Source organism: Pseudomonas sp. 8O, assembly GCF_902506495.1.
In the GTDB taxonomy this organism is placed as follows: Bacteria; Pseudomonadota; Gammaproteobacteria; order Pseudomonadales; family Pseudomonadaceae; genus Aquipseudomonas; species Aquipseudomonas chaetocerotis.
Map to the genome: position 1 here is coordinate 452,130 of NZ_LR733263.1, position 19,388 is coordinate 471,517.

Consider the following 19,388-nt stretch of genomic DNA (forward strand, 5'->3'; position numbering starts at 1 on the left):
TCGCCAGCGATCAGGCGCTCATCGGCGCAGGAAGTGCTTCGCAAAGCTACGGCACGCAGCCTCAACCCTCACCCGGCCTGCGGCCACCCTCTCCCAGTGGGAGAGGGTCATCAGATGGCCGCAAGCGGCTTTTCTAGCGTGCGATGATCACCGGCGCGGTCAGCTTCTCCAGCAGCCCGGACTGAGCGCTACGTGGATTCTGGTTGCCGGTGGGCTGCTGGCGCAGGTAGCGGCCATCGGACTGCAACACCCAAGCCTGGGTGTTATCGGTCAGGTAGCTTTCAAGCTCCTTCTTCACCCGGGTGATGAGCTTCTTGCCCTCGACCGGGAAGCAGGTCTCGACACGCTTGTCGAGGTTGCGCTCCATCCAGTCGGCACTGGACAGGTAGATCTGTTCGTCACCGCCATTGAGGAAGTAGAACACCCGCGTGTGTTCGAGGAAGCGGCCGATGATCGAGCGCACATGGATATTGTGCGACACCCCGGCAATACCCGGTCGCAGGCAGCACATGCCACGCACCACCAGGTCGATCTTCACCCCGGTCTGGCTGGCCTTGTACAGCGCACGGATGATCTTCGGATCGGTCAGTGAGTTGAACTTGGCGATGATCTGCGCCGGCTTGCCCTCGGCAGCGGCCGCAGTTTCCTTGGCGATCAGTTCGAGCAGGGTCTTCTTCAGGGTGAAGGGCGCATGCAGCAGCTTCTTCATGCGCAGGGTCTTGCCCATGCCAATCAGCTGGCTGAACAGCTTGGACACGTCCTCGCCCAAGGCCACGTCGGCGGTGAGCAGGCTGTAGTCGGTATACAGCTTGGCGTTGCCGGCGTGGTAGTTGCCGGTACCAAGGTGGGCATAGCGAACGATTTCGCCATTCTCGCGACGCAGAATCAGCATCATCTTGGCGTGAGTCTTGAAGCCGACCACACCGTAAATCACCACTGCACCGGCAGCCTGCAGGCGGCTGGCCAGGGCCAGGTTGGATTCTTCGTCGAAGCGCGCACGCAACTCGATCACTGCGGTGACTTCCTTGCCGTTACGCGCTGCTTCCACCAGGGCGTCGACGATCTCCGAGTTGGCGCCAGAACGATACAGGGTCTGCTTGATGGCCAGCACGTGCGGGTCCTTCGCCGCCTGACGCAGCAGGTCCACTACCGGGGTGAAGGACTCGAAGGGATGCAGCAGGAGGATGTCCTGCTTGCTGACCACGCTGAAGATGTTCTCGGCGTTCTGCAGCAGCTTGGGGATCACCGGGGTGAACGGCGCGTACTGCAGGTCCGAGTGGTTATCCAGGCCAGTGATGCTGAACAGGCGGGTCAGGTTGACCGGGCCGTTGACCTGGTACAGCTCGCCCTCGGTCAGGCCGAATTGCTTGAGCAGATAATCGCGCAAGTGTTTCGGGCAGCTGTCGACCACTTCCAGGCGCACCGCATCGCCATAACGACGACTGAACAGCTCGCCACGCAGGGCACGCGCCAGGTCCTCGACGTCCTCGGTGTCCACCGACAGGTCGGCGTTGCGGGTCAGGCGGAACTGGTAGCAACCCTTGACCTTCATGCCCTGGAACAAATCATCGGCGTGGGCATGGATCATCGACGACAGGAACACGTAGTTGTCGCCAGGGCCGCCAACGTCTTCCGGCACCTTGATGATGCGCGGCAGCAGGCGCGGCGCCGGGATGATGGCCAGACCGGAATCGCGACCGAAGGCATCGACGCCTTCCAGTTCGACGATGAAGTTCAGGCTCTTGTTCACCAGCAACGGGAAAGGGTGCGTCGGGTCGAGGCCGATGGGGGTGATGATCGGCGCGATCTCGTCGCGGAAATAGCGACGCACCCAGGCCTTGAGCTTGGTGGTCCAGTAACGGCGGCGGATGAAGTTGATGTTGTGCTTGGCCAGCGCCGGGAACAGGGTGTCGTTGAGGATCGCGTACTGGCGGTCGACCTGCTCGTGCACCAGTTCGCTGATTCGCGCCAGCGCCTGGTGCGGCTGCAGGCCGTCTGCGCCAGCCTGTTCGCGGGCGAAGTTGATCTGCTTCTTCAGGCCGGCGACGCGAATCTCGAAGAACTCGTCGAGGTTGCTGGAGAAGATCAGCAGGAATTTCAGGCGCTCGAGCAACGGATAGGACTCGTCCAGCGCCTGCTCCAGCACCCGGATATTGAACTGCAGCTGCGACAGTTCACGGTGGATGTACAGGCTGCTGTCATCCAGGCTGGGAGTCGGAGCCGGCGGCGGGGTTTCCACCACGGGCGTCTCGGCGACCACCTCGACCTGAGGCGGGTTGTTGTCGAGCACTTCGCTGTTGAGTCCTTCGCTGTTCATCGCTGGGTTCCTGAGGGCGTCATCGCCCTTGTTTTAGCAGTTCTGCCGCCCGTACGGCGAAATAGGTGAGGATGCCATCGGCACCAGCACGTTTGAAGGCGGTGAGTGACTCCAGTATGACCGCCTCGCTGAGCCAGCCGTTCTGGATCGCCGCCATGTGCATGGCGTACTCGCCGCTGACCTGGTAGACGAAGGTCGGCACCTTGTAGGCATCCTTCACCCGCCAGAGGATGTCCAGGTAGGGCATGCCGGGTTTGACCATGACCATGTCGGCACCTTCGGCCAGATCGGCGGCCACTTCATGCAGCGCCTCGTTACCGTTGGCCGGGTCCATCTGGTAGCCGAGCTTGTTGCCCTTGCCGAGATTGGCGGCCGAGCCCACGGCGTCACGGAACGGGCCGTAATAGGCGCTGGCATACTTGGCCGAGTAGGCCATGATGCGCACATTGACGTGGTCAGCCAGTTCCAGCGCCTCGCGGATCGCCTGCACGCGGCCGTCCATCATGTCCGACGGTGCCACAACCTGGGCACCGGCCTCGGCATGCGACAGCGCCTGCTTGACCAGGGCATCGACGGTAATGTCGTTCTGCACGTAGCCGGAGTCGTCGAGAATGCCGTCCTGACCGTGGGTGGTGAAGGGGTCGAGCGCCACATCGCTGATCACCCCCAGTTCGGGGAATTTCTCACGCAGGGCACGAATCGCGCGCTGGGCGATGCCGTCCGGGTTCCAGGCCTCGGCACCGTCGAGGGATTTCTTCTCCAGCGGCGTGACCGGAAACAGCGCCAGCGCCGGAATGCCCAGCTCGACCCAATGCTCGGCTTCCTTGAGCAGCAGGTCGATGGACAGACGCTCGACGCCCGGCATCGACGGCACGGCTTCGCGACGGTTCTCGCCGTCGAGGACGAACACCGGCAGAATCAGATCATCGACGCTCAGGCGATTTTCGCGCACCAGACGGCGGGAGAAATCATCGCGGCGATTACGCCGCAGGCGAGTGGCAGGGAACAGACGATTGGCGGGGGTAACGCTCACGGCAGACTCCAGAGCCCGCACGGGCGGGCCAGTGTGACAGGTTATAGAACCTGTGCACGATTTCGCGAGCTAGAGCTGTGCCAGGCAAAAACAGGCGAGGAGGCGGAGTGTGCCCCAGCACATGAGCAGTCTGAGCCTGTTTCTAACGCAGCAGAGCCGACGCGCAGCAGATCGTGGATAGGTTCTACGAACATTATGACCAAATGATGACGACCAAATGACCGCGTGCGACGGCACGTCGCACAGCCAGTCGCGCATTGTGGCATGGCACGCCACCTTCCGGGTTTCCCATGGTCAGAGTAGTCTTCAGCACCTGCATCGTTGAGCTCACGGCATGCTCCAAGATCTTATCCGCCAGTTTGGCTACCCGGCACTGGTACTCGGCACCTTCCTCGAAGGCGAAGTATCCCTGCTGCTGGCGGCCTACATGGCCGTGCGCAACGTGCTTGAGATCGAATGGGTGGCGCTGTGCGCCTTTCTCGGCACCTTCGCCAGCGACCAGTTGTGGTACTACCTCGGCCGCCGTCACGGCCGCGCGCTGCTGGCACGCAAGCCACGCTGGCAACCGCTGGGCGAACGCGCCAGCGCGCTGATCCAGCGCTACCCGGATCTGTGGGTGCTGTGCTTTCGCTTTCTCTACGGCCTGCGCACGGTGATGCCGCTGACCATCGGCCTGTCCGGCTATCCCTGGCGCCGCTATCTGTTGCTCGACGCCATCGGTGCCGGTGTATGGGCTGGCGGCATCAGCCTGCTGGCCTACAGTCTGGGCAATGCCATGGGCGGATTGCTGGAAGAACTGCGCAACTACCAGGTCATCCTGCTCGCGGCTGTGGTGTTGTTGCTCGCCCTCGCCTGGCTAAACCGCTGGCGTCAGCGCCGACGCGGCTGAACGCAGTAGGGCGTACCGGCCGGCGATCCGCTCGCCGCGGGCATTACGCCATTGCAGGCTCAGGTCTCATGCGCCAACGGCGAACTGTTCGCTTCGCTACCAGTGGCCGGCGTTCCGGTCCGCCCTCCGCGCTGCACCAGCCATAATCCGAGCAGGCTGATCAGGCTGTAGCCAGCCAGGCAACTCCAGACAGCTGCATTCATGACCAGCATGTCCAGATCACCGGCCAGCCACAGCAGGGGCAGATTGGCCGCCAGGCGCAATAACTCGAATCTCGACGCCCAGGCACGATTCTCCAGCCACATGCCGATGCTGCAAAGACCCAGGGCCACCCACAGGCACGCCAGCAGCACAGCGCCGATTGCAAGCGAGTCACCCTGCGCCAGCAGCCACACGCCGGCCAGCAGGTAGCAGACGAACTGCAGCAACGCGTAGAGCTGCGCGCCACGTCCCAAAGGCACCTCGAACTTGCGGAAATTGCGCAGATCCGCCTTGGTCTGCGGATAGCGTGCCGCCACGTCGGCAGGACGCCAGCCGGTGGGCATGAACCAGATGCGCAGCCGGTCCCACCAGGAACTGGCGCGTTTGGCATCGCGCCACAGACCGGCATACACCTGCAGGTTGGCCCACAAGGGGTTCCAACTGGCCAGCGGCACGGTCACACCGAAGATCACCGGCTCTTCGTCGAGCTCCTCCTGGAAGGTGCCGAATATTCGATCCCAGAGAATGAACACACCGCCGTAATTGCGATCCATGTAGATAGGGTTCTGTGCATGGTGCACACGGTGGTTGGACGGGGTGATGAACAGCCACTCGAACCAGCCCAGCTTGGGGATATGCCGGGTATGCACCCAGAACTGGTAAAGCAGGTTCAGGGCCGCGACGCTGAAGAACACCAGCGGCGGCACGCCGACCAGCGCCATCGGCAGGTAGAAGATCCAGCCGAAGATGAAACCGGTGCTGGTTTGCCGTAGCGCAGTGGAAAGGTTGTAGTCCTCGCTCTGGTGGTGCACCGCATGGGCGGCCCAGAGCACGTTGCGCTCATGGCCCAGACGGTGGTTCCAGTAGTAGCAGAAGTCGTAGAAGACGAAGGCGAAGAGCCACACCCAGAGGCTGCCTTCGGACAGTTCGAACAGCGCCAGATGCTCCCAGGCGAAAGCGTAGGTCAGCAGGCCTACCACCTTGGTGAGAATCCCGGTGGCCTGCGACAACACGCCGGCACTGAGGCTGTTAAGGGCATCGGCCAGGCGATAGGTGCGCATACCGCGCCAGCGGTCAGCGAGCAATTCCAGGCCGATCAGCAGGAAGAAGAAGGGCACTGCGTAGAGAACGAACGCCATATCGTTGTACTTGTGTCGGGAATGAGCTGTTATTCATCCTATGCGCAGCTTCGCCAGCATTCGCGGCGGCAAATGACAGCCCGAGTGGCATTTGGCGACAACCCCAGAATTGGTAATACCCGCGCCCGCTTCACGGTCGCGTTTTTCCTCACCAGGAGTCGAGCATGAGCAAGAAAGTGGCAGTGATTCTGTCCGGCTGTGGCGTCTACGATGGCGCCGAGATCCATGAAAGCGTGATCACCCTGCTGCGCCTCGACCAGCGTGGCGCCGACGTGCAGTGTTTCGCCCCCAACGTGCCGCAGTTGCACGTGGTCGACCATTACAGCGGCGACGAGATGGACGAGACGCGCAACGTCCTGGTGGAGTCTGCGCGCATCGCCCGCGGCCAGATCAAGGACGTGAAAGAGCTGCATGTGGCCGAGTTCGACGCACTGATCCTGCCCGGTGGCTTCGGCGTAGCGAAGAACCTCTCCGACTTCGCCACCAGTGGCGCCGGCTGCACCGTACAACCGGACGTCCTGGCCGCCTGCAAGGCCTTCGTCGATGCCGGCAAGCCGGTCGGCCTGATGTGCATCGCACCGGCCCTGGCGGCGAAGATCTTCGGCGCCGGCGTGGTCTGCACCATCGGCAGCGACCACGACACCGCCGCCGCCCTGACCCAGATGGGCGCCGAGCACCATGAGTGCGAGGTCAGTGAAATCATCGAAGACAGCCAGCGCAAGCTGGTGACCACACCGGCCTACATGCTCGCCCAGTCCATCGCCGAAGCAGCATCGGGCATCAACAAACTGGTCGACCGCGTGCTGGAACTGACGCACCACTGACTGACGCTATGCCGGGACTTTGTAGGGTGGGCAGGAAGGCGTTCCGCTTGAGCTTCAGTATCGATCAGTGTCGGCTGAAGCCCACCCTACAAAGTTCAAGGTTCCAGCCTACCGGCTAGCACCCTATTACAGGGCGCATCGGTCATTGGTCAGGGCAGTCCGGCCGCGCCGCTGGTCAAGCCGTTCCGGCTGCGGCAGCGTGGCGGCAGGATTTCCCGGAGCCCCTGCCATGTCCCAGCCCTTCGTCCTCAGCCCCGACCTGCAACAGGCGGTGGCCAGCTTCTTCCAGCGTATTCCCTTCAATCAGGTGCTCGGCATCGAGCTCGATGAACTGAGCCCCGAGCGGGTGACCATGCACCTGCCGATGAAGCCCGAACTGATCGGCAACTTCGTCCACGGCATTCTGCACGGCGGGGTTATTTCTTCGCTGCTAGACGTTTGCGGCGGCGCCATGGCGCTGATCGGCGCCTTCGCCAATCACCAGCACCTGCCGCCGGCCGAACGCATGAGCAAGCTGTCCAAGCTCGGCACCATCGACCTGCGCATCGATTACCTGCGCCCGGGCCGGGGGCAGCGCTTCAGCGCCACGGCCACACCGCTGCGCGCCGGCAACAAGGTGGCAGTGATCCGCATGGAGCTGCACAACGACGAGGGCGTGCTGGTAGCGGTGGGCACTGGCACCTATCTGTGTGGCTGACCGAGCCCGCCATTCCCGGATTTCATCCGGGCTACAACGCTGAAAATGGGTTTGCCATACGCCCCGTAGCCCGGATGCAATCCGGGGCAGCTATCGACTCAGCCGCGTGAGAATTCGATCCAACGCATTGGCGAACGCCTGCCGGTCCTTTTCCGAGTACGGCGCCTGACCACCGCCCACCTGGCCCTGCTCGCGCAGGTCGGTGAACAGATTGCGCACCGCCAGGCGCTCGCCCATGTTGCGCTCGTCGAACTCGCGACCACGCGGGTCGAGCGCGGCTACACCCTTCTTCACCAGGCGGTCGGCCAGCGGCACGTCGCTGCAGATCACCAGCTCGCCGGGCACTGCATGCTCCACCAGATGATCATCAGCTGCGTCCGGCCCGCTGGGCACCACGATCAGTTTCACGCAGGCGAAATTCGGCCGGGCAACGGCCTGGCCGGCGACCAGCACCACTTCTAAACCTCGTTTGAGGGCGAACTTGACCACCTGATCCCGCGCCGCCCGAGGGCAGGCGTCGGCGTCGATCCATACGCGCATGCAGCAACTTCCGCAGAGAAACCAGCGCCCAGTATGCCAGCAGGCGCGCGGTTCAGGCCTGGTAGAACGGCTCGCAGCGCTCACGCACGGCGCGCGACAGGTTGTCCTCGGCCAACTCGATCAGATCCAGCTCCACCTCGTCCGGCAGCAGCTCGGCGACCAGTGCCGCCAGGCGACGCTGGCCACTCATGTCAGCACCGGAAATGGCCAACAGCAGCCGCGGCTGCGGGCCGATGGCTGGATCGCGCAACGCAGCGAGAAAGGCCTCACGTACAGCAAGTTGGGCACAGGCCGCTGAAAGTGCCTGCTCCAGGGCGGGGTGACGCAGTACAGCCAGCGCCAGATCGGGGCTGTCGGCGTAATGAGTGGAGTGGATCGAAGAGGACATGCGCGCACTCGGCAAAGGGATTGGAAGCAGCCTAGGTGCACTGAGACTCGCTGTCGTAGCGGCGGTTCACGCTATGACGCAACGAGGGCGGGCAAAGCTCGCCCTCGTGTATGCCTGATTCGGTTACCTAGGCCTGCTCGGCCATGCGCCGACGCTCCCCCAGCAGGCTACGCCCATACAGCAACGCGATGCCGGCCAGCGCCAGCCCCTGAGCCGACAGGCTCCAGGCATCGGCATGAATGCCAAGCCAGTCGAACTCGAAGAAAGCCACCGGACGCGTGCCGAGCACGCCAGCCTCCTGCAGCGCAGCCACGCCATGGCCGGCGAAGACCACGGACAGCACGCACAGCAGCACCGCATTGACGCCGAAGAAGGTCGCCAATGGCAATTTGCGCGAGCCACGCAGGATCACCCAGGCCAGGCCGATCAACAGCACCAGAGCGGCAGCGGCACCAGCCAGAACGGCGCCATGGCCGGCGGGCCCCGCCTGCAGCCAGAGGGTTTCGTAGAACAGGATGACTTCGAACAGTTCGCGATACACCGAGAAGAACGCCAGCACGGCGAAGCCAAAACGACCACCGCCACCGACCAGGCTGCTCTTGATGTAGTCCTGCCAGGCAGCGGCGTGGCGACGGTCATGCATCCACACACCGACCCACAGCAGCACCACACTGGCGAACAGCGCTGTGGCGCCTTCGAGCAGCTCTCGCTGAGCACCGCTGATGTCGATCAGATAGGCCGCCACCGCCCAGGTCGCGACACCGGCGAGCAGTGCCAGGGCCCAGCCGATGTGCACACTGCGCACCGCCTGCTGCTGCCCGGTGTTACGCAGAAAGGCGAGAATCGCTGCCAGCACCAGAATGGCCTCAAGCCCCTCACGCAGCAGAATCAACAGGCTGGCGAAAAAGCTCAGGCTATCGTCCATCGCGCCATCGGCCAGCAGCGCAGCAGACTTGTCCAGCTCGGCCTTGGCCTGCTCCAGTGCCTGGGCAGCCTGCGCAACACTCGCGCCATCCTGCAGCGCCTGCCGATAGGCCATCAGAGCGCGCTCGGTGGTCTTGCGCTGCAGGGCATCGAGGTTGTCGAGGGCGCTTTCGACCAGTTCGAAGCCTTCCAGATAGGCGCCTACGGAGAGGTCATAGGCCTGCTCGCGATCACCTTCGCGATAGGCCTGCAGGCTGCGCTCCAGGGTCGAGCGGGTGTAGCCGATCAGTTGCTGCGGGCCGCGCTGTTCCAGCACCGGATGCGCGCGCTGAGCGCGGAACGCGGCGACATCGCCACCGGCGGCAGCAATTTCGGCGGGCGTGCGCCCTGCAAGCTCGCTCATGGCGAAGCGTGTCTGGCCCTGCGTCTGTGCTGCAGTGAAACCGGCGATATAGACCGCCAGGTCCCAGCGTTGACGGTCGTCGAGCTGATCGGCGAAGGCCGGCATATCGGTACCTTCGATGCCCAGGCCGAGGGTGTTGTAGAGATCAAAGAGGCTCAGCCGGTCCAGACGTGCGACATCACGCAGATTCGCTGGCGCTGGCTCCAGGCCGATGCCGGCAGGCCCGTCACCCAGGCCGGTATCGCCGTGGCACACCGAGCAGTGCTGAGCGTAGAGCGGCGCACCACGCTCCGGGTCCGGTGTCAGTACCGGGCTCTGCGCCACCTGATAGAGCTCGGCCAAACGAGCGCCCAGTTTGCGCGCGGCGCCAGCGACTTCCTCGCCCGGCTGGCGCAGGGCAATCGCCTGACGCAGATTGGCAACGCCCTGCTCCAGCTCGGCGCGGCCGGCCTGAGCGGGCAAGGCGACGATCAGGCCCTGCAGCACATCGAGAAATTCCAGTTGTTCCTGGTATTCGCCAGCATCGACGACCTGGCCGCCCGCGACGGTGGCCGGGTAATCAGCGCCGATGTAACCGATCAGGTGCAGTGCCTGTACGGCACCATCGAGAGGCTCGCCAACGGCGAGAAAGCTGAGACAGGCCAGCAAGGGCAGCATCAGCCAGGAAAGGGGGAAACGAAAGCGGATCATCAATGCATCCCAAACGAGAATGGGTGACATTAAATTGTTGCTGGCCTAACGATCGAGCACAAGAACTATCTGAAATATCTGGTAACAATCAGCCGAACGGAGCATAAGCAGCGATTTCTCAGAGCAGCATCGACCGCCAGGCGGTCGATGCCAAACGAGGCTCAGACCGCCGCGCGCTTGACGGTCGCCAACAAGCCCGCAGCGGCGGCGAACAGCGCGGCAAAACTGCGATTCATTACTCGCTGCTGACGGGGAGTGCGCAGCAGACGCAGGACGCGCGAGGCGAGGCCGGTATAGCCGGCCATGACGATCAGATCCACGATGATCATGGTCACACCCATCACCAGATACTGCGCCACCAGCGGCGCATGCGGATCGATGAACTGCGGTAGCACCGCGAGCATGAAGACGATCGCCTTGGGGTTGCTGAAGTTGACCAGAAAGCCGCGCAACACCAGAGCCAGCGGCCGGCCGATGGGACGTTCGGCCGTGCCAGTATCCAGGTCGCTGGGCAACGCGACCCACTGTTTGTAAGCGAGGAACACCAGATAGGCCACGCCGAACCACTTGATCACGCTGAAGGCCAAGGCCGAGGTAGCAAGAATGGCGCCCACGCCCGCAGCGACGATGGCGATCTGCAACGCCAGACCGAGCTGCAAGCCGAGCGCGTTCCAGTAACCACGCAAGAAGCCGTACTGCATACCGGCAGACATCGACGCCACTGCACCGGCACCCGGCGACAGGCTGATCACCCAGCAGGCGACGAAGAAAGCGAGCCAGGTTTCCAATGCCATGATGCGTACCTCGAGAAGCTGAATTCAGGGGAAGAGCAGCACAGCCTACTCCTGCTCCAGCGACTCGACCAGCCGGTCAGCGCCAGCGGCGCACCGACTTCTGGAAGAACAGGCTGTTGGGCACCTGCAACACGGCGCCGACAGCCTCCTCACTGAGATCCTGCAGGGTGGTGTAGAACAGGTTGATGGAGATCACCTTCCCTTTCACGCCCGGCTTGTCGGCGCTTTCGATGACCTCGACGGTATCCCCCAGGCGAAACGGCCCCATGGTGAAGATCAGCAGCGCGCAGAACATGTTAGACAGCACGCTCCAGATGGCGAAGAACGCCACCGCGGCGACAGCGGTGAAACCGGTCAGCGCCGTCCACAACACCGTCGCCGAAACCCCCAGGCGCTCGAGCACCATGAGCAGCGCGCTGCCCATGATCAGCCAGCGCACCAGGCCCCGCAGCGGCTGCAGCACTTCGGCCGGCAACAGGCTGTAGCGCGCCCCAAGGCGACTGATGGCGCGGGTAAGAATGCGCTGAGCGAGCCAGGCCAGCAGGATGATCAGCAACACCTGGCCGGTACGAATCAGCGGGTCGCGCCAGGCCGCCAACAGTTCAAGCTGTTCCATTACTCGGCTTCCTCCAGTTGCTGCTGCAACGCCTCCAGGGTTTCCAGCGCCAACAGCCAGGCCTCCTCGAGTTCGGCCTCGCGGGCCTTGAGCTGTGCCTGTTCTGCAAGACACTCGCGCAGTTCGTCCTTGCGCGCGGACTCGTACAGACCGCTGTCACTCAACCGGGTTTCCACGGCGGCGAGCTTTTCCTGCACCTTGCCCAGCTCCTGTTCGAGCTTTTCCGCCTGTTTCTTGTGCGGGGCCAGTTGCTGGCGCAACGCCGCAGCAGCCTGGCGCTGGGCGCGCTTGTCGGTCTTGTCCGCCGCCCCTTCGACCTGCGCACTCGGTGGTGCCTGACGCTGACGGTAATCGACCAGCCAGCGCGCATAGTCATCGAGGTCGCCGTCGAACGGCACTACGCGCCCTTCAGCAACCAGCAGGAACTCGTCGGTGGTGCTTTTGAGCAGATGGCGATCGTGCGATACCACCACCACGGCGCCCGCGAATTCCTGCAGGGCCATGGTCAGCGCCAGGCGCATTTCCAGATCCAGGTGGTTGGTCGGTTCGTCGAGCAGCAGCAGATTGGGCTTGCCCCAGGCGATCAGCGCCAGGGCCAGACGCGCCTTCTCCCCACCGGAGAAATTCACCACCGGCTCGTCGCAACGCGGGCCACGGAAGTCGAAGCCGCCGAGAAAATCGCGCAAGGTCTGCTCGCGCTCGCTGGGCGCCAGACGCTGCAGGTGCAGCAGCGGGCTGGCCTTGTCGTCCAGCGCATCGAGCTGGTGCTGGGCGAAATAGCCGATCACCAGGTTCTCACCACGGCTCAGGCTGCCGCTCAGCGGCTGCAGTTCGGCCGACAGGTTCTTGATCAGCGTCGACTTGCCCGCGCCGTTGGGGCCGAGCAGGCCGATGCGCGCGCCCGGCACCAGGCTCAGCTTGACCTGCTGCAACACGGTCTTGTCACCGTAACCGAGGCGGCCTTCACTGAGGCTGAGTAGTGGCGTGGAGATCTTGTCGGCTTCGCGGAAGACGAAGTCGAAGGGCGAGTCGACATGTGCCGCGCTCAGCTCCTCCATGCGCTCCAGGGCCTTGATCCGGCTCTGTGCCTGACGCGCCTTGGTGGCCTGGGCCTTGAAGCGGGCGATGTATTTTTCCATGTGGGCGCGTTGCGCCTGCTGCTTCTCGTAGGCCTGTTGCTGCTGGGCCAGACGCTCGGCACGGGTACGCTCGAAGGCCGTATAGCCACCACGGTACAGCGTCAGCTTGCGCTGCTCGACATGGGCGACGTGATCGACCACGGCATCGAGAAAATCGCGGTCGTGGGAGATCAGCAACAGGGTGCCGGGGTAGCTTTGCAGCCAACCTTCCAGCCAGAGAATCGCATCCAGATCCAGGTGGTTGGTCGGTTCATCCAGCAGCAACAGGTCGGACGGGCACATCAGCGCCTGGGCCAGGTTCAGGCGCATGCGCCAACCGCCGGAGAAGTCGCCGACACGGCGGTCCATCTGCGCATTCTCGAAACCCAGGCCGGCCAGCAGCTTGCGCGCGCGGGCATCGGCGGTATAGCCGTCGGCGCTGTCCAGTTCGCTGTGCAGGCGGGCGATGGCGGCGCCGTCGTGCGCCTGTTCGGCGGCAGCCAGTTCGGCCTGCACGCGGCGCAGGTTGTGATCGCCGTCGAGCACGTAATCCACCGCCAGACGATCGAGGGTGTCGACCTCCTGGCGCATATGGGCGATGCGCCAGTCACCGGGCAGCAGGCAATCGCCGGCATCAGGTGTCAGCTCTCCGCGCAGCAGGGCGAACAGGCTGGATTTACCGGCGCCATTGGCACCGATCAGTCCGGCCTTGTGGCCGGCGTGCAGGGTCAGCTCGGCGCCTTCGAGAAGGCGCTGCGGGCCACGCTGTAGAGTGAGGTTCTGGAGTCGGATCATAATGGCGGCGGAGTCTACCAAATCGCCCCGGAGGCCGCGTGCAGGATCTGTGGAATTTCGCCCTCGAACTCTACGCCAGAGCAGGCGTGGAACAGGCCTGCCTGGAGTTGCAGGAAGCGGGTAACGACGTTTGCCTGCTGCTGACCGGCGCCTGGTTGCAGAGGCGTGGCGTGCGCTGCCTGGATGAACGCCTGCAAGCTCTGCAGGCATTAGCCGGCCCGTGGCAACGCGAGGTAGTCACGCCCTTGCGTCAGGTACGCCAAGACTGGCGCGCGAACGCAGGCCAGGATGCGGAACTCGCAGCCTTACGTGAGCAGGTCAAGAAACTGGAACTGCAGGCCGAACGGATATTGCTCGATCGTTTGCAGGCGCTGGCCGAGAACTGGCCAGACGAGGCAGGCGACAACGATTGGCTGGTGCGCCTGGCTGAAGGGAACAGCGCCACGCTGCAGGTGCTGCGCGGCGCCGTTGATCCCCCTTAGGACGCGCTCGGAGTACCCGGGGCGGTGGCTCCATTGGTCGTCGCAGGAGCAGCAGGGGCTGCCGGAGCAACCGCTGCGGCGGCTGGCTTGGCCGGAGCCTTCTTCGCCGGCGCCTTCCCAGCGACTGGCTTCTTCACTACAGCCGGCTTGCTGGCTGGTTTGCTCGCGGGTTTTGCAGGCACAGCCTTGGCAGCCGGCTTAACAGCGGGCTTGGAGGCAGGTTTACTGGCCGCTGCGGGCTTGGCCGGTGCTTTTGCCGCAGCAGGCTTGGCGGCTGGCTTGGCGACGGGTTTGCTCGCCGGTTTGGTGGCAGCCGGCTTGGCCGGGGCTTGCTTCACTGGTGCCTTCGCAGCAGCCGGCTTCTTCGCCGCGACCGGTTTGCTGGTCGGCTTGACGGCTGGAGCAGCAGCTTTCGCTTCACGCACATCCAGCGCCTTGCCGGCCGCTTCCTTAACTTTGCCAACACCCTGCGCCAGCTTCAGGCTTTCCTGAGCATCACGCTTGAGCTGGGCGATGTAGGTGCGGGTTTCGCTCTGACGGGCCTTGAGCGCATCGAGCAACTCCTCCAGCTCGGCGACTGCATCCTTGGCCTTGCCTTGCGCCTTGGCCTTGCCGGCAACAGCGGCGTCCTGCAGTTTACTGCGAGCCTTGTGCAGTTTTTCCTGAGCCTTGCCGCGCTGTTTCTCCAGCTTGGCAAGCAGCTTCTCGGCGTCGATCAGCGCTTGCGAGCAAGCATTTTCCAGGTGCTCGAGCAGGCTGGTAGACAGTTGGTGCAGCAGGTGCAGCGGGGTAGTGATGGACTTCTTCTTGGCCGACATGGCGCGCCTCCTGGCGGATGTGAACGCGACCATACTAGACGCAGCCGCGAGGGCTCGCCATAGGCCTTTTAGCCATGACAGCAAAGGCACTACTCGCCTGGCATAATCGGCAGCATCTTGATCGGGAGACATCGTCATGAGCCGCGCCGTACTAGCCGCCCTCGCTATCTGTTGCAGCCTGGGCGTGCAGGCTGACCAGCACGAGCAGGATCTGGCCTACAGCCTCGGCGTGCGCCTTGGCGAGCGCCTGCATGAAGAGGTGCCAGACCTGCCGCTGAGCGAGCTGATCGAAGGCTTGCGCCAGGCCTACGAGGGCAAGCCCCTGCGACTCGACGCCAGCCGGATCGAGCAGCTGCTCGATGAGCACGAAACGCGTATCGAAGCCTCACCGCAGCGCCATAGCAGGGCCATCGAGGCGCAGCAGCGTTTTCTCGCCGAACAAAGCCGCCGCCCTGACGTGCGGGCAATGACCAACGGCGTGCTGGTGACCGAGCTCAGCCCCGGCAACGGTCCCACACCCACCGCTCGCAGCCGAGTACAGGTGAGCTACCGAGGCGAACTGGCGGACGGCAGCGTCTTCGACGAGAGCAGCACACCGCAGTGGTTCCGCCTGGACAGCCTGATCGGCGGCTGGCGCAGCGCGTTGCTGCAAATGCCGAAAGGCGCTCACTGGCGCCTGGTGATTCCGTCGGATCAGGCTTACGGGGAGGAAGGCGCGGGTGACCTGATACCACCCTATGCGCCACTGGTGTTCGATCTACGCTTGCTCGACGTGGCCGACTGAGCGTCGGCCTGTCGGCCTGATACCGATCCGACAAGACGCGGCCCTGCGTAGGAACCCCGCCCCGGGGCGAAGCTTTTCAAGTGCGTTCAAGTGCGCACCGTCCTGATTCGCAGCGAGGCGCCGCTCCTACAAACTTGATGCGTCGACGCTTAGCTGATTGGCATCAACCTGAAGGCCCGGAGTGCTCCGGGCCATTGCCAGCACGAGTTCAGAGCGCTTCGGCGGCCTGTTCCTGATGCGCGTTGTGCAGCACTTCGATCAGGCAGTCTTCCAGTTCGAAGCGCTCGTGCAGCAACTGCCCCAGATGATTGAGCTCCGCCACCAGCGACGTGCTGTCGCGGCAATCGCCGTTGTCGCAGTGATCGTTGAAGGTCAGCGCGACCGCCGTAATGGCTTCGATGCGTGGGTAGATCTGCTTGGCCAGTTCCAGACCACGCTGATCATTGAAGGCCTTGGCCTCGTTGGTCAGCTGCTCGTAGACCTCAAAGTGTCCAGCAGACACGTAGTCCACCAGCAACTCGCAGAACCCCTGCAGAGACTCACCGTTGATGGCTGGCGCCTGCGGCGCTTTGGTAAGGGCGGTGTAAGCCAGCACAAGTTCGCGGCGTTCACCAAGCCAGCGGTCAATCAACTGGTGAACCCCACCCCAACGTTCCTGTGCGTTCTGGCAACTCTCAAGCATGATGAACCTCGCTTCCCTTATCGATAATGCCTGTTATACGTCCGCTCCCGAGACGTTATTCTGTCAATCGGTGCTTGGCCTTGGGAAGGCAACCGCAAAATGGCATTTTTCCGGCGGTGCGTGCGAGCCAGATTATGCCCGTGGGCACCCACCATCAAGGCATCGCCGCGAGAAAGTTTCATACGAGCGTTTAATCTCGAAGCCACGACCCGCGTGGCTTCGTGCAATTCGCATTCTCAATTGCGACGCAGCAGCTGGAACAGGCAAAACCCGAGCATGCCGATGAAACCAAGCAGGCTCCACTCGGGGATGCTCATGCCGAACAGCGTCCAGTTGACCTCAGCACAGTCCGCCGTACCACGGAACACCTTGCTGACGATCTCCTGCAGAGGAAAAGCCTCGATCATGTACTCAAGACCCGGCAGGCAAGCTTCGAGCTGGTCGGCTGGCACGCTCTGCAGCCAGATCTGCCGGCCGGCGGTAGCGGCACCAGCACCGGCAAACAGCAAGGCCAGCACGGCGTAGATGCGGCGGCCGAAACTACCGGGGCCATGGATCGCTGCGATCAGGCAGACCACGCCGAACAGAATCACGCAGATACGCTGTAACACGCACATCGGGCAGGGTTCCAGCCCGACGACATGTTCCAGATAAAGGGCAACCGCCATCAGCATTACGCAGCCGATGAATGCCAGGAAAAACAGGGGACGCGGGCTGGCCAAGTGCATGGTGGCTCCGGGAGGGAAATCGAGGGCAGTACGGTAGAGGAAAGCGAGGGCGCCTTTCAAGGCGCCCCATGAATCAGAGCAGGCTATTCATCATGCCCGAACGCCCCTCCGTCCGCACAGCGAGCCAGCTGTGGCAATCGGCCGCATCCGTTCAGACTGTCACGCCCTGCGGTTGCGGCAGCGGCGGCAAGCCCTGATGCAGCAGGCCGAGACTTTCCAGCAACAGCTGATTGCTGCGTTCCAACTCGCCCAGTTGCGCCAGCAGACGCGCCAGCTCTGCGCAGGTCTCCGGGTGGCGCTCGATTTTCAGACTGGTCTCGAAATAATCACGCGCCTTGCCCCACAACTGGTTCTGCAGGCACAGGCGGCCCAGGCTCAGCAACAAGGCAGGGTCCTGCGGATGCTGCTTGAGCCAGAGCTCGGCCGTTTGCAGCTGACGCGCCGGGTCGGCGCCACGCAGCACACCGTAAAAACGGGCCAGACGGCTGTCGTAACCGCGCTTGAGCGCGCTACGCAGAACCTCCTCGGCTTCTTCCTGCGCCCCCAGTCGACGCAGTTGCTCGACATAGGTGGCGATCAGCTCAGGCTCCTGACGCAGCGGCGCGGAGAGTTGCTGCCAGGCTTGTGTCAGCGGCTGCAGTGCGGTTTCGCCATGGCCCTGACCAGCCAGGCCGGCATCGGCCAGGCGACCGCGCCAGGTCTCGCGCTCCAACTCATCGAGTTCTGCTGCAGGCAACGCCTTTTCCTTGCGCAACTCGGGCAGCAAGCCGAGCAGCGCCGACCAGTCCTGACGCTGCAGATACAGGCGCTGCAGCTGACGCAGCACCAGATGGTGCCCCGGGTGACGCTCACGCATGACCTGCAGGGTTTGCAGCGCCGCATCAGTGTCGCCACGGTTGCGTTGCAGCTCGGCGTGGGTCAGAGCGATCGCCAATTCGGCCTGGGGTTGCTTGTTCAGTGCGCGTTCGAGCAATGCGTCGCTCTGCTCGTGTTCTCCAAGCTTGCTGGCGGCCCGAGCAGCGCCAAGGTAGTACATCAATGGCTGACTGTCGGCTTCGGCGGCACGGGTCAGCTGGCGCTGGGCACGTGCCCAGCGACCTTCGGCCAGATCGAGCATGCCCTGCTCGGAAGCCAGGCGCACACGACGGTTGCGATGCAGGCGCGACCAGGGGTTAGCCAGCCGCGTCGAACTGAGCAACAAACGCAACATCCACTTGATCAGGTAGTACAGCACCACCACGACCACCAGCAAGCCAAGGAACGCCCACAGGCCGGACTGGTAGCGAAAGCCCTTGTAGGCGAACAGCACATAACCGCGATCAGCCTCGATGGCCAGACTGAGCAGATACAGCCCGGCGGCGACGACCAGCAATAACAGAAGCCAGATCAGGCGTCTCATTGCGCCTCCTCGGCCGCAGCGGCCCCCTGCCGGCGTTGCGCCTGTTTGCGTTGCAGGTAGGCCTGCAGCGCATCGAGCGACTCGCTCAGGTCCGGCACCTTGACCTCGATGCTGGCGTCAGCCAGCTCGGTGAAGCGCTGGCGCAGCGCACGGCTGTCCGGGTTGTCCAGGTTGAAATGGGCGTCGAGGATTTCCTCGGCCTGCTTCAGCGACTGCTTGTACACACCGGTCTGACCATGCAGCGCAGCCCATTGCGCCTGTTCCAACGCCAGCGACAGACTCAGGCGAACCTGCGACAGGCTTTGCCCGGACAGCAACGGACGCACGTTGCGATCGGCGTCGAACTCGATGCGGAAGTAGTCGGAGAGCTTCTTCACCCACTCGCTCCACCAGGCACTGCCGTCGCCTTCGGCTGCCAGATCGGAGAGCACGTCGCCCTGCCCTTCGAAGGTCGGCGCCAGGGGATTGAGCGTTGCCGCCTGCTCACGCAGGGCACCCAACTGCAGGAACAGACCGACACGATCCGGGCGCGCCGTGGTGCGCAGGGCTTCGAGACTACGGCTGAGCTGCTCGCGCGCAGCGAAGGCGGCAGGGTCGTCCTGCTCGCGGAGAATTTCATCAGCGGCCAGCACCAGCGCTTCGGCGCTGGCGACATCCTGCAGCGCGGACAACCTCAAGGTGGCCAATCGCAGTAGGTGTTCAGCCTCATCCAAGCGCCAATCCTGGCGACTGCCATCGAGCACGCTTTCCAGGCGCTGACTCATGCGCTGCTGATCGCTCTGCAGGTTGGCCAGCAGGCGGCGACGCTCGTCCAGTTCAGCCGCACTGGGCAGGGCGGACAGGCGCGAATCGAGGCGCTGAGCCAATTCGTCCACTTTCTTCGCGCTGTCGTCGCGGGTGCGCTGCAGGTCTTCGGCCTGCTGCTGGTCCCGGCTCTGCATTTCATGCAATTGCCAGAGGCTCCAGCCGCCGGCACCTGCACCTGCCAGACCAATCAGCAGGGCGAACGCGGCAAGGCCGCTACCACCGCTGCGCGATGCCTTCACCGGTGGCGGTGTGGGTGTGGGTTTCACGGCTTCGTTGGCCGGTTTTTCTTCTGGCGTGTTCGGGGTGGATGCTTCGCTCAC

Annotated in this window: 19 protein-coding genes; 5 read left to right on the forward strand and 14 right to left on the reverse strand. The window is 63.7% G+C overall.

Annotation, left to right across the window (positions count from 1 at the left end):
* Positions 1–133: 133 nt before the first annotated feature.
* Together ppk1 and hemB are read right to left on the reverse strand one after the other, a co-directional pair.
* Entirely contained in the window at positions 134–2,317 is a 2,184-nt protein-coding gene (gene ppk1, locus GV002_RS02000; RefSeq protein ID WP_160016823.1) for a polyphosphate kinase 1, read from the reverse strand.
* A 19-nt stretch (positions 2,318–2,336) separates the two neighbouring features.
* Positions 2,337–3,350: a porphobilinogen synthase gene (hemB, locus tag GV002_RS02005; RefSeq protein WP_160016824.1), complete on the reverse strand. Its 1,014-nt coding sequence runs from the start codon at positions 3,348–3,350 to the stop codon at positions 2,337–2,339.
* Between the two features lie 334 nt (positions 3,351–3,684).
* Between hemB and GV002_RS02010 the strand changes: the two genes are divergently transcribed.
* Positions 3,685–4,239, forward strand: coding sequence for a DedA family protein (locus GV002_RS02010; protein WP_160016825.1), 555 nt, complete (start codon positions 3,685–3,687; stop codon positions 4,237–4,239).
* A 59-nt stretch (positions 4,240–4,298) separates the two neighbouring features.
* Here the strand turns inward: GV002_RS02010 and GV002_RS02015 are convergent, their stop codons facing one another.
* Positions 4,299–5,579 (reverse strand): sterol desaturase family protein, encoded by a 1,281-nt coding sequence (locus GV002_RS02015; RefSeq protein ID WP_160016826.1) that lies wholly within the window; start codon positions 5,577–5,579, stop codon positions 4,299–4,301.
* A 164-nt stretch (positions 5,580–5,743) separates the two neighbouring features.
* Here GV002_RS02015 and elbB point away from each other — a divergent pair, with 164 nt between their 5' ends.
* Both elbB and GV002_RS02025 read left to right on the forward strand, forming a co-directional pair.
* Entirely contained in the window at positions 5,744–6,403 is a 660-nt protein-coding gene (gene elbB / locus GV002_RS02020) for an isoprenoid biosynthesis glyoxalase ElbB (RefSeq protein WP_160016827.1), read from the forward strand.
* Between the two features lie 229 nt (positions 6,404–6,632).
* Complete coding sequence (locus GV002_RS02025) at positions 6,633–7,100, forward strand: thioesterase family protein (RefSeq protein ID WP_160016828.1); 468 nt, start codon at positions 6,633–6,635, stop codon at positions 7,098–7,100.
* Between the two features lie 90 nt (positions 7,101–7,190).
* On the opposite strand, the gene GV002_RS02030 is transcribed toward GV002_RS02025, so the two are convergent.
* The 6 genes from GV002_RS02030 to GV002_RS02055 all read right to left on the reverse strand — a co-directional run bounded on the left by GV002_RS02030 (position 7,191) and on the right by GV002_RS02055 (position 13,368).
* Positions 7,191–7,640, reverse strand: a complete 450-nt coding sequence (locus GV002_RS02030) for a YaiI/YqxD family protein (protein WP_160016829.1) — start codon at positions 7,638–7,640, stop codon at positions 7,191–7,193.
* A gap of 52 nt (positions 7,641–7,692) precedes the next feature.
* The gene (locus tag GV002_RS02035; RefSeq protein ID WP_160016830.1) at positions 7,693–8,028 is read right to left on the reverse strand and encodes an enhanced serine sensitivity protein SseB C-terminal domain-containing protein; all 336 of its coding nucleotides are present in this window, start codon (positions 8,026–8,028) and stop codon (positions 7,693–7,695) included.
* 127 nt (positions 8,029–8,155) lie between these two features.
* Complete coding sequence (locus tag GV002_RS02040) at positions 8,156–10,045, reverse strand: FTR1 family protein (RefSeq protein WP_160016831.1); 1,890 nt, start codon at positions 10,043–10,045, stop codon at positions 8,156–8,158.
* 161 nt (positions 10,046–10,206) lie between these two features.
* Positions 10,207–10,839: a LysE family transporter gene (locus GV002_RS02045; RefSeq protein ID WP_160016832.1), complete on the reverse strand. Its 633-nt coding sequence runs from the start codon at positions 10,837–10,839 to the stop codon at positions 10,207–10,209.
* A gap of 76 nt (positions 10,840–10,915) precedes the next feature.
* The gene (locus GV002_RS02050) at positions 10,916–11,455 is read right to left on the reverse strand and encodes a mechanosensitive ion channel family protein (protein WP_160016833.1); all 540 of its coding nucleotides are present in this window, start codon (positions 11,453–11,455) and stop codon (positions 10,916–10,918) included.
* A complete protein-coding gene (locus GV002_RS02055; RefSeq protein WP_160016834.1) occupies positions 11,455–13,368 on the reverse strand; it encodes an ATP-binding cassette domain-containing protein in 1,914 nt (637 codons plus the stop codon). Before GV002_RS02055 ends, GV002_RS02050 begins: the two co-directional genes overlap by 1 nt.
* A 38-nt stretch (positions 13,369–13,406) precedes the next feature.
* Between GV002_RS02055 and GV002_RS02060 the strand changes: the two genes are divergently transcribed.
* Positions 13,407–13,850, forward strand: a complete 444-nt coding sequence (locus GV002_RS02060; protein ID WP_160016835.1) for a TIGR02444 family protein — start codon at positions 13,407–13,409, stop codon at positions 13,848–13,850.
* On the opposite strand, the gene GV002_RS02065 is transcribed toward GV002_RS02060, so the two are convergent.
* Entirely contained in the window at positions 13,847–14,668 is an 822-nt protein-coding gene (locus tag GV002_RS02065) for an AlgP family protein (protein ID WP_160016836.1), read from the reverse strand. The genes GV002_RS02060 and GV002_RS02065 overlap by 4 nt on opposite strands.
* A gap of 136 nt (positions 14,669–14,804) precedes the next feature.
* Between GV002_RS02065 and GV002_RS02070 the strand changes: the two genes are divergently transcribed.
* The gene (locus GV002_RS02070) at positions 14,805–15,452 is read left to right on the forward strand and encodes an FKBP-type peptidyl-prolyl cis-trans isomerase (protein WP_160016837.1); all 648 of its coding nucleotides are present in this window, start codon (positions 14,805–14,807) and stop codon (positions 15,450–15,452) included.
* Positions 15,453–15,660: 208 nt separating this feature from the next.
* Here the strand turns inward: GV002_RS02070 and rsd are convergent, their stop codons facing one another.
* From rsd to GV002_RS02090, 4 genes are all read right to left on the reverse strand, one after another.
* Positions 15,661–16,134 (reverse strand): sigma D regulator, encoded by a 474-nt coding sequence (gene rsd / locus GV002_RS02075; RefSeq protein ID WP_160016838.1) that lies wholly within the window; start codon positions 16,132–16,134, stop codon positions 15,661–15,663.
* A gap of 236 nt (positions 16,135–16,370) precedes the next feature.
* A complete protein-coding gene (locus tag GV002_RS02080) occupies positions 16,371–16,862 on the reverse strand; it encodes a disulfide bond formation protein B (RefSeq protein ID WP_160016839.1) in 492 nt (163 codons plus the stop codon).
* A 151-nt stretch (positions 16,863–17,013) separates the two neighbouring features.
* Positions 17,014–18,261 carry a heme biosynthesis HemY N-terminal domain-containing protein gene (locus GV002_RS02085; RefSeq protein WP_160016840.1) on the reverse strand — a complete coding sequence of 416 codons (1,248 nt, stop codon included), beginning with the start codon at positions 18,259–18,261 and terminating at the stop codon, positions 17,014–17,016.
* Positions 18,258–19,388 carry a uroporphyrinogen-III C-methyltransferase gene (locus tag GV002_RS02090; RefSeq protein WP_160016841.1) on the reverse strand — a complete coding sequence of 377 codons (1,131 nt, stop codon included), beginning with the start codon at positions 19,386–19,388 and terminating at the stop codon, positions 18,258–18,260. The genes GV002_RS02085 and GV002_RS02090 overlap by 4 nt, the downstream gene beginning before the upstream one ends.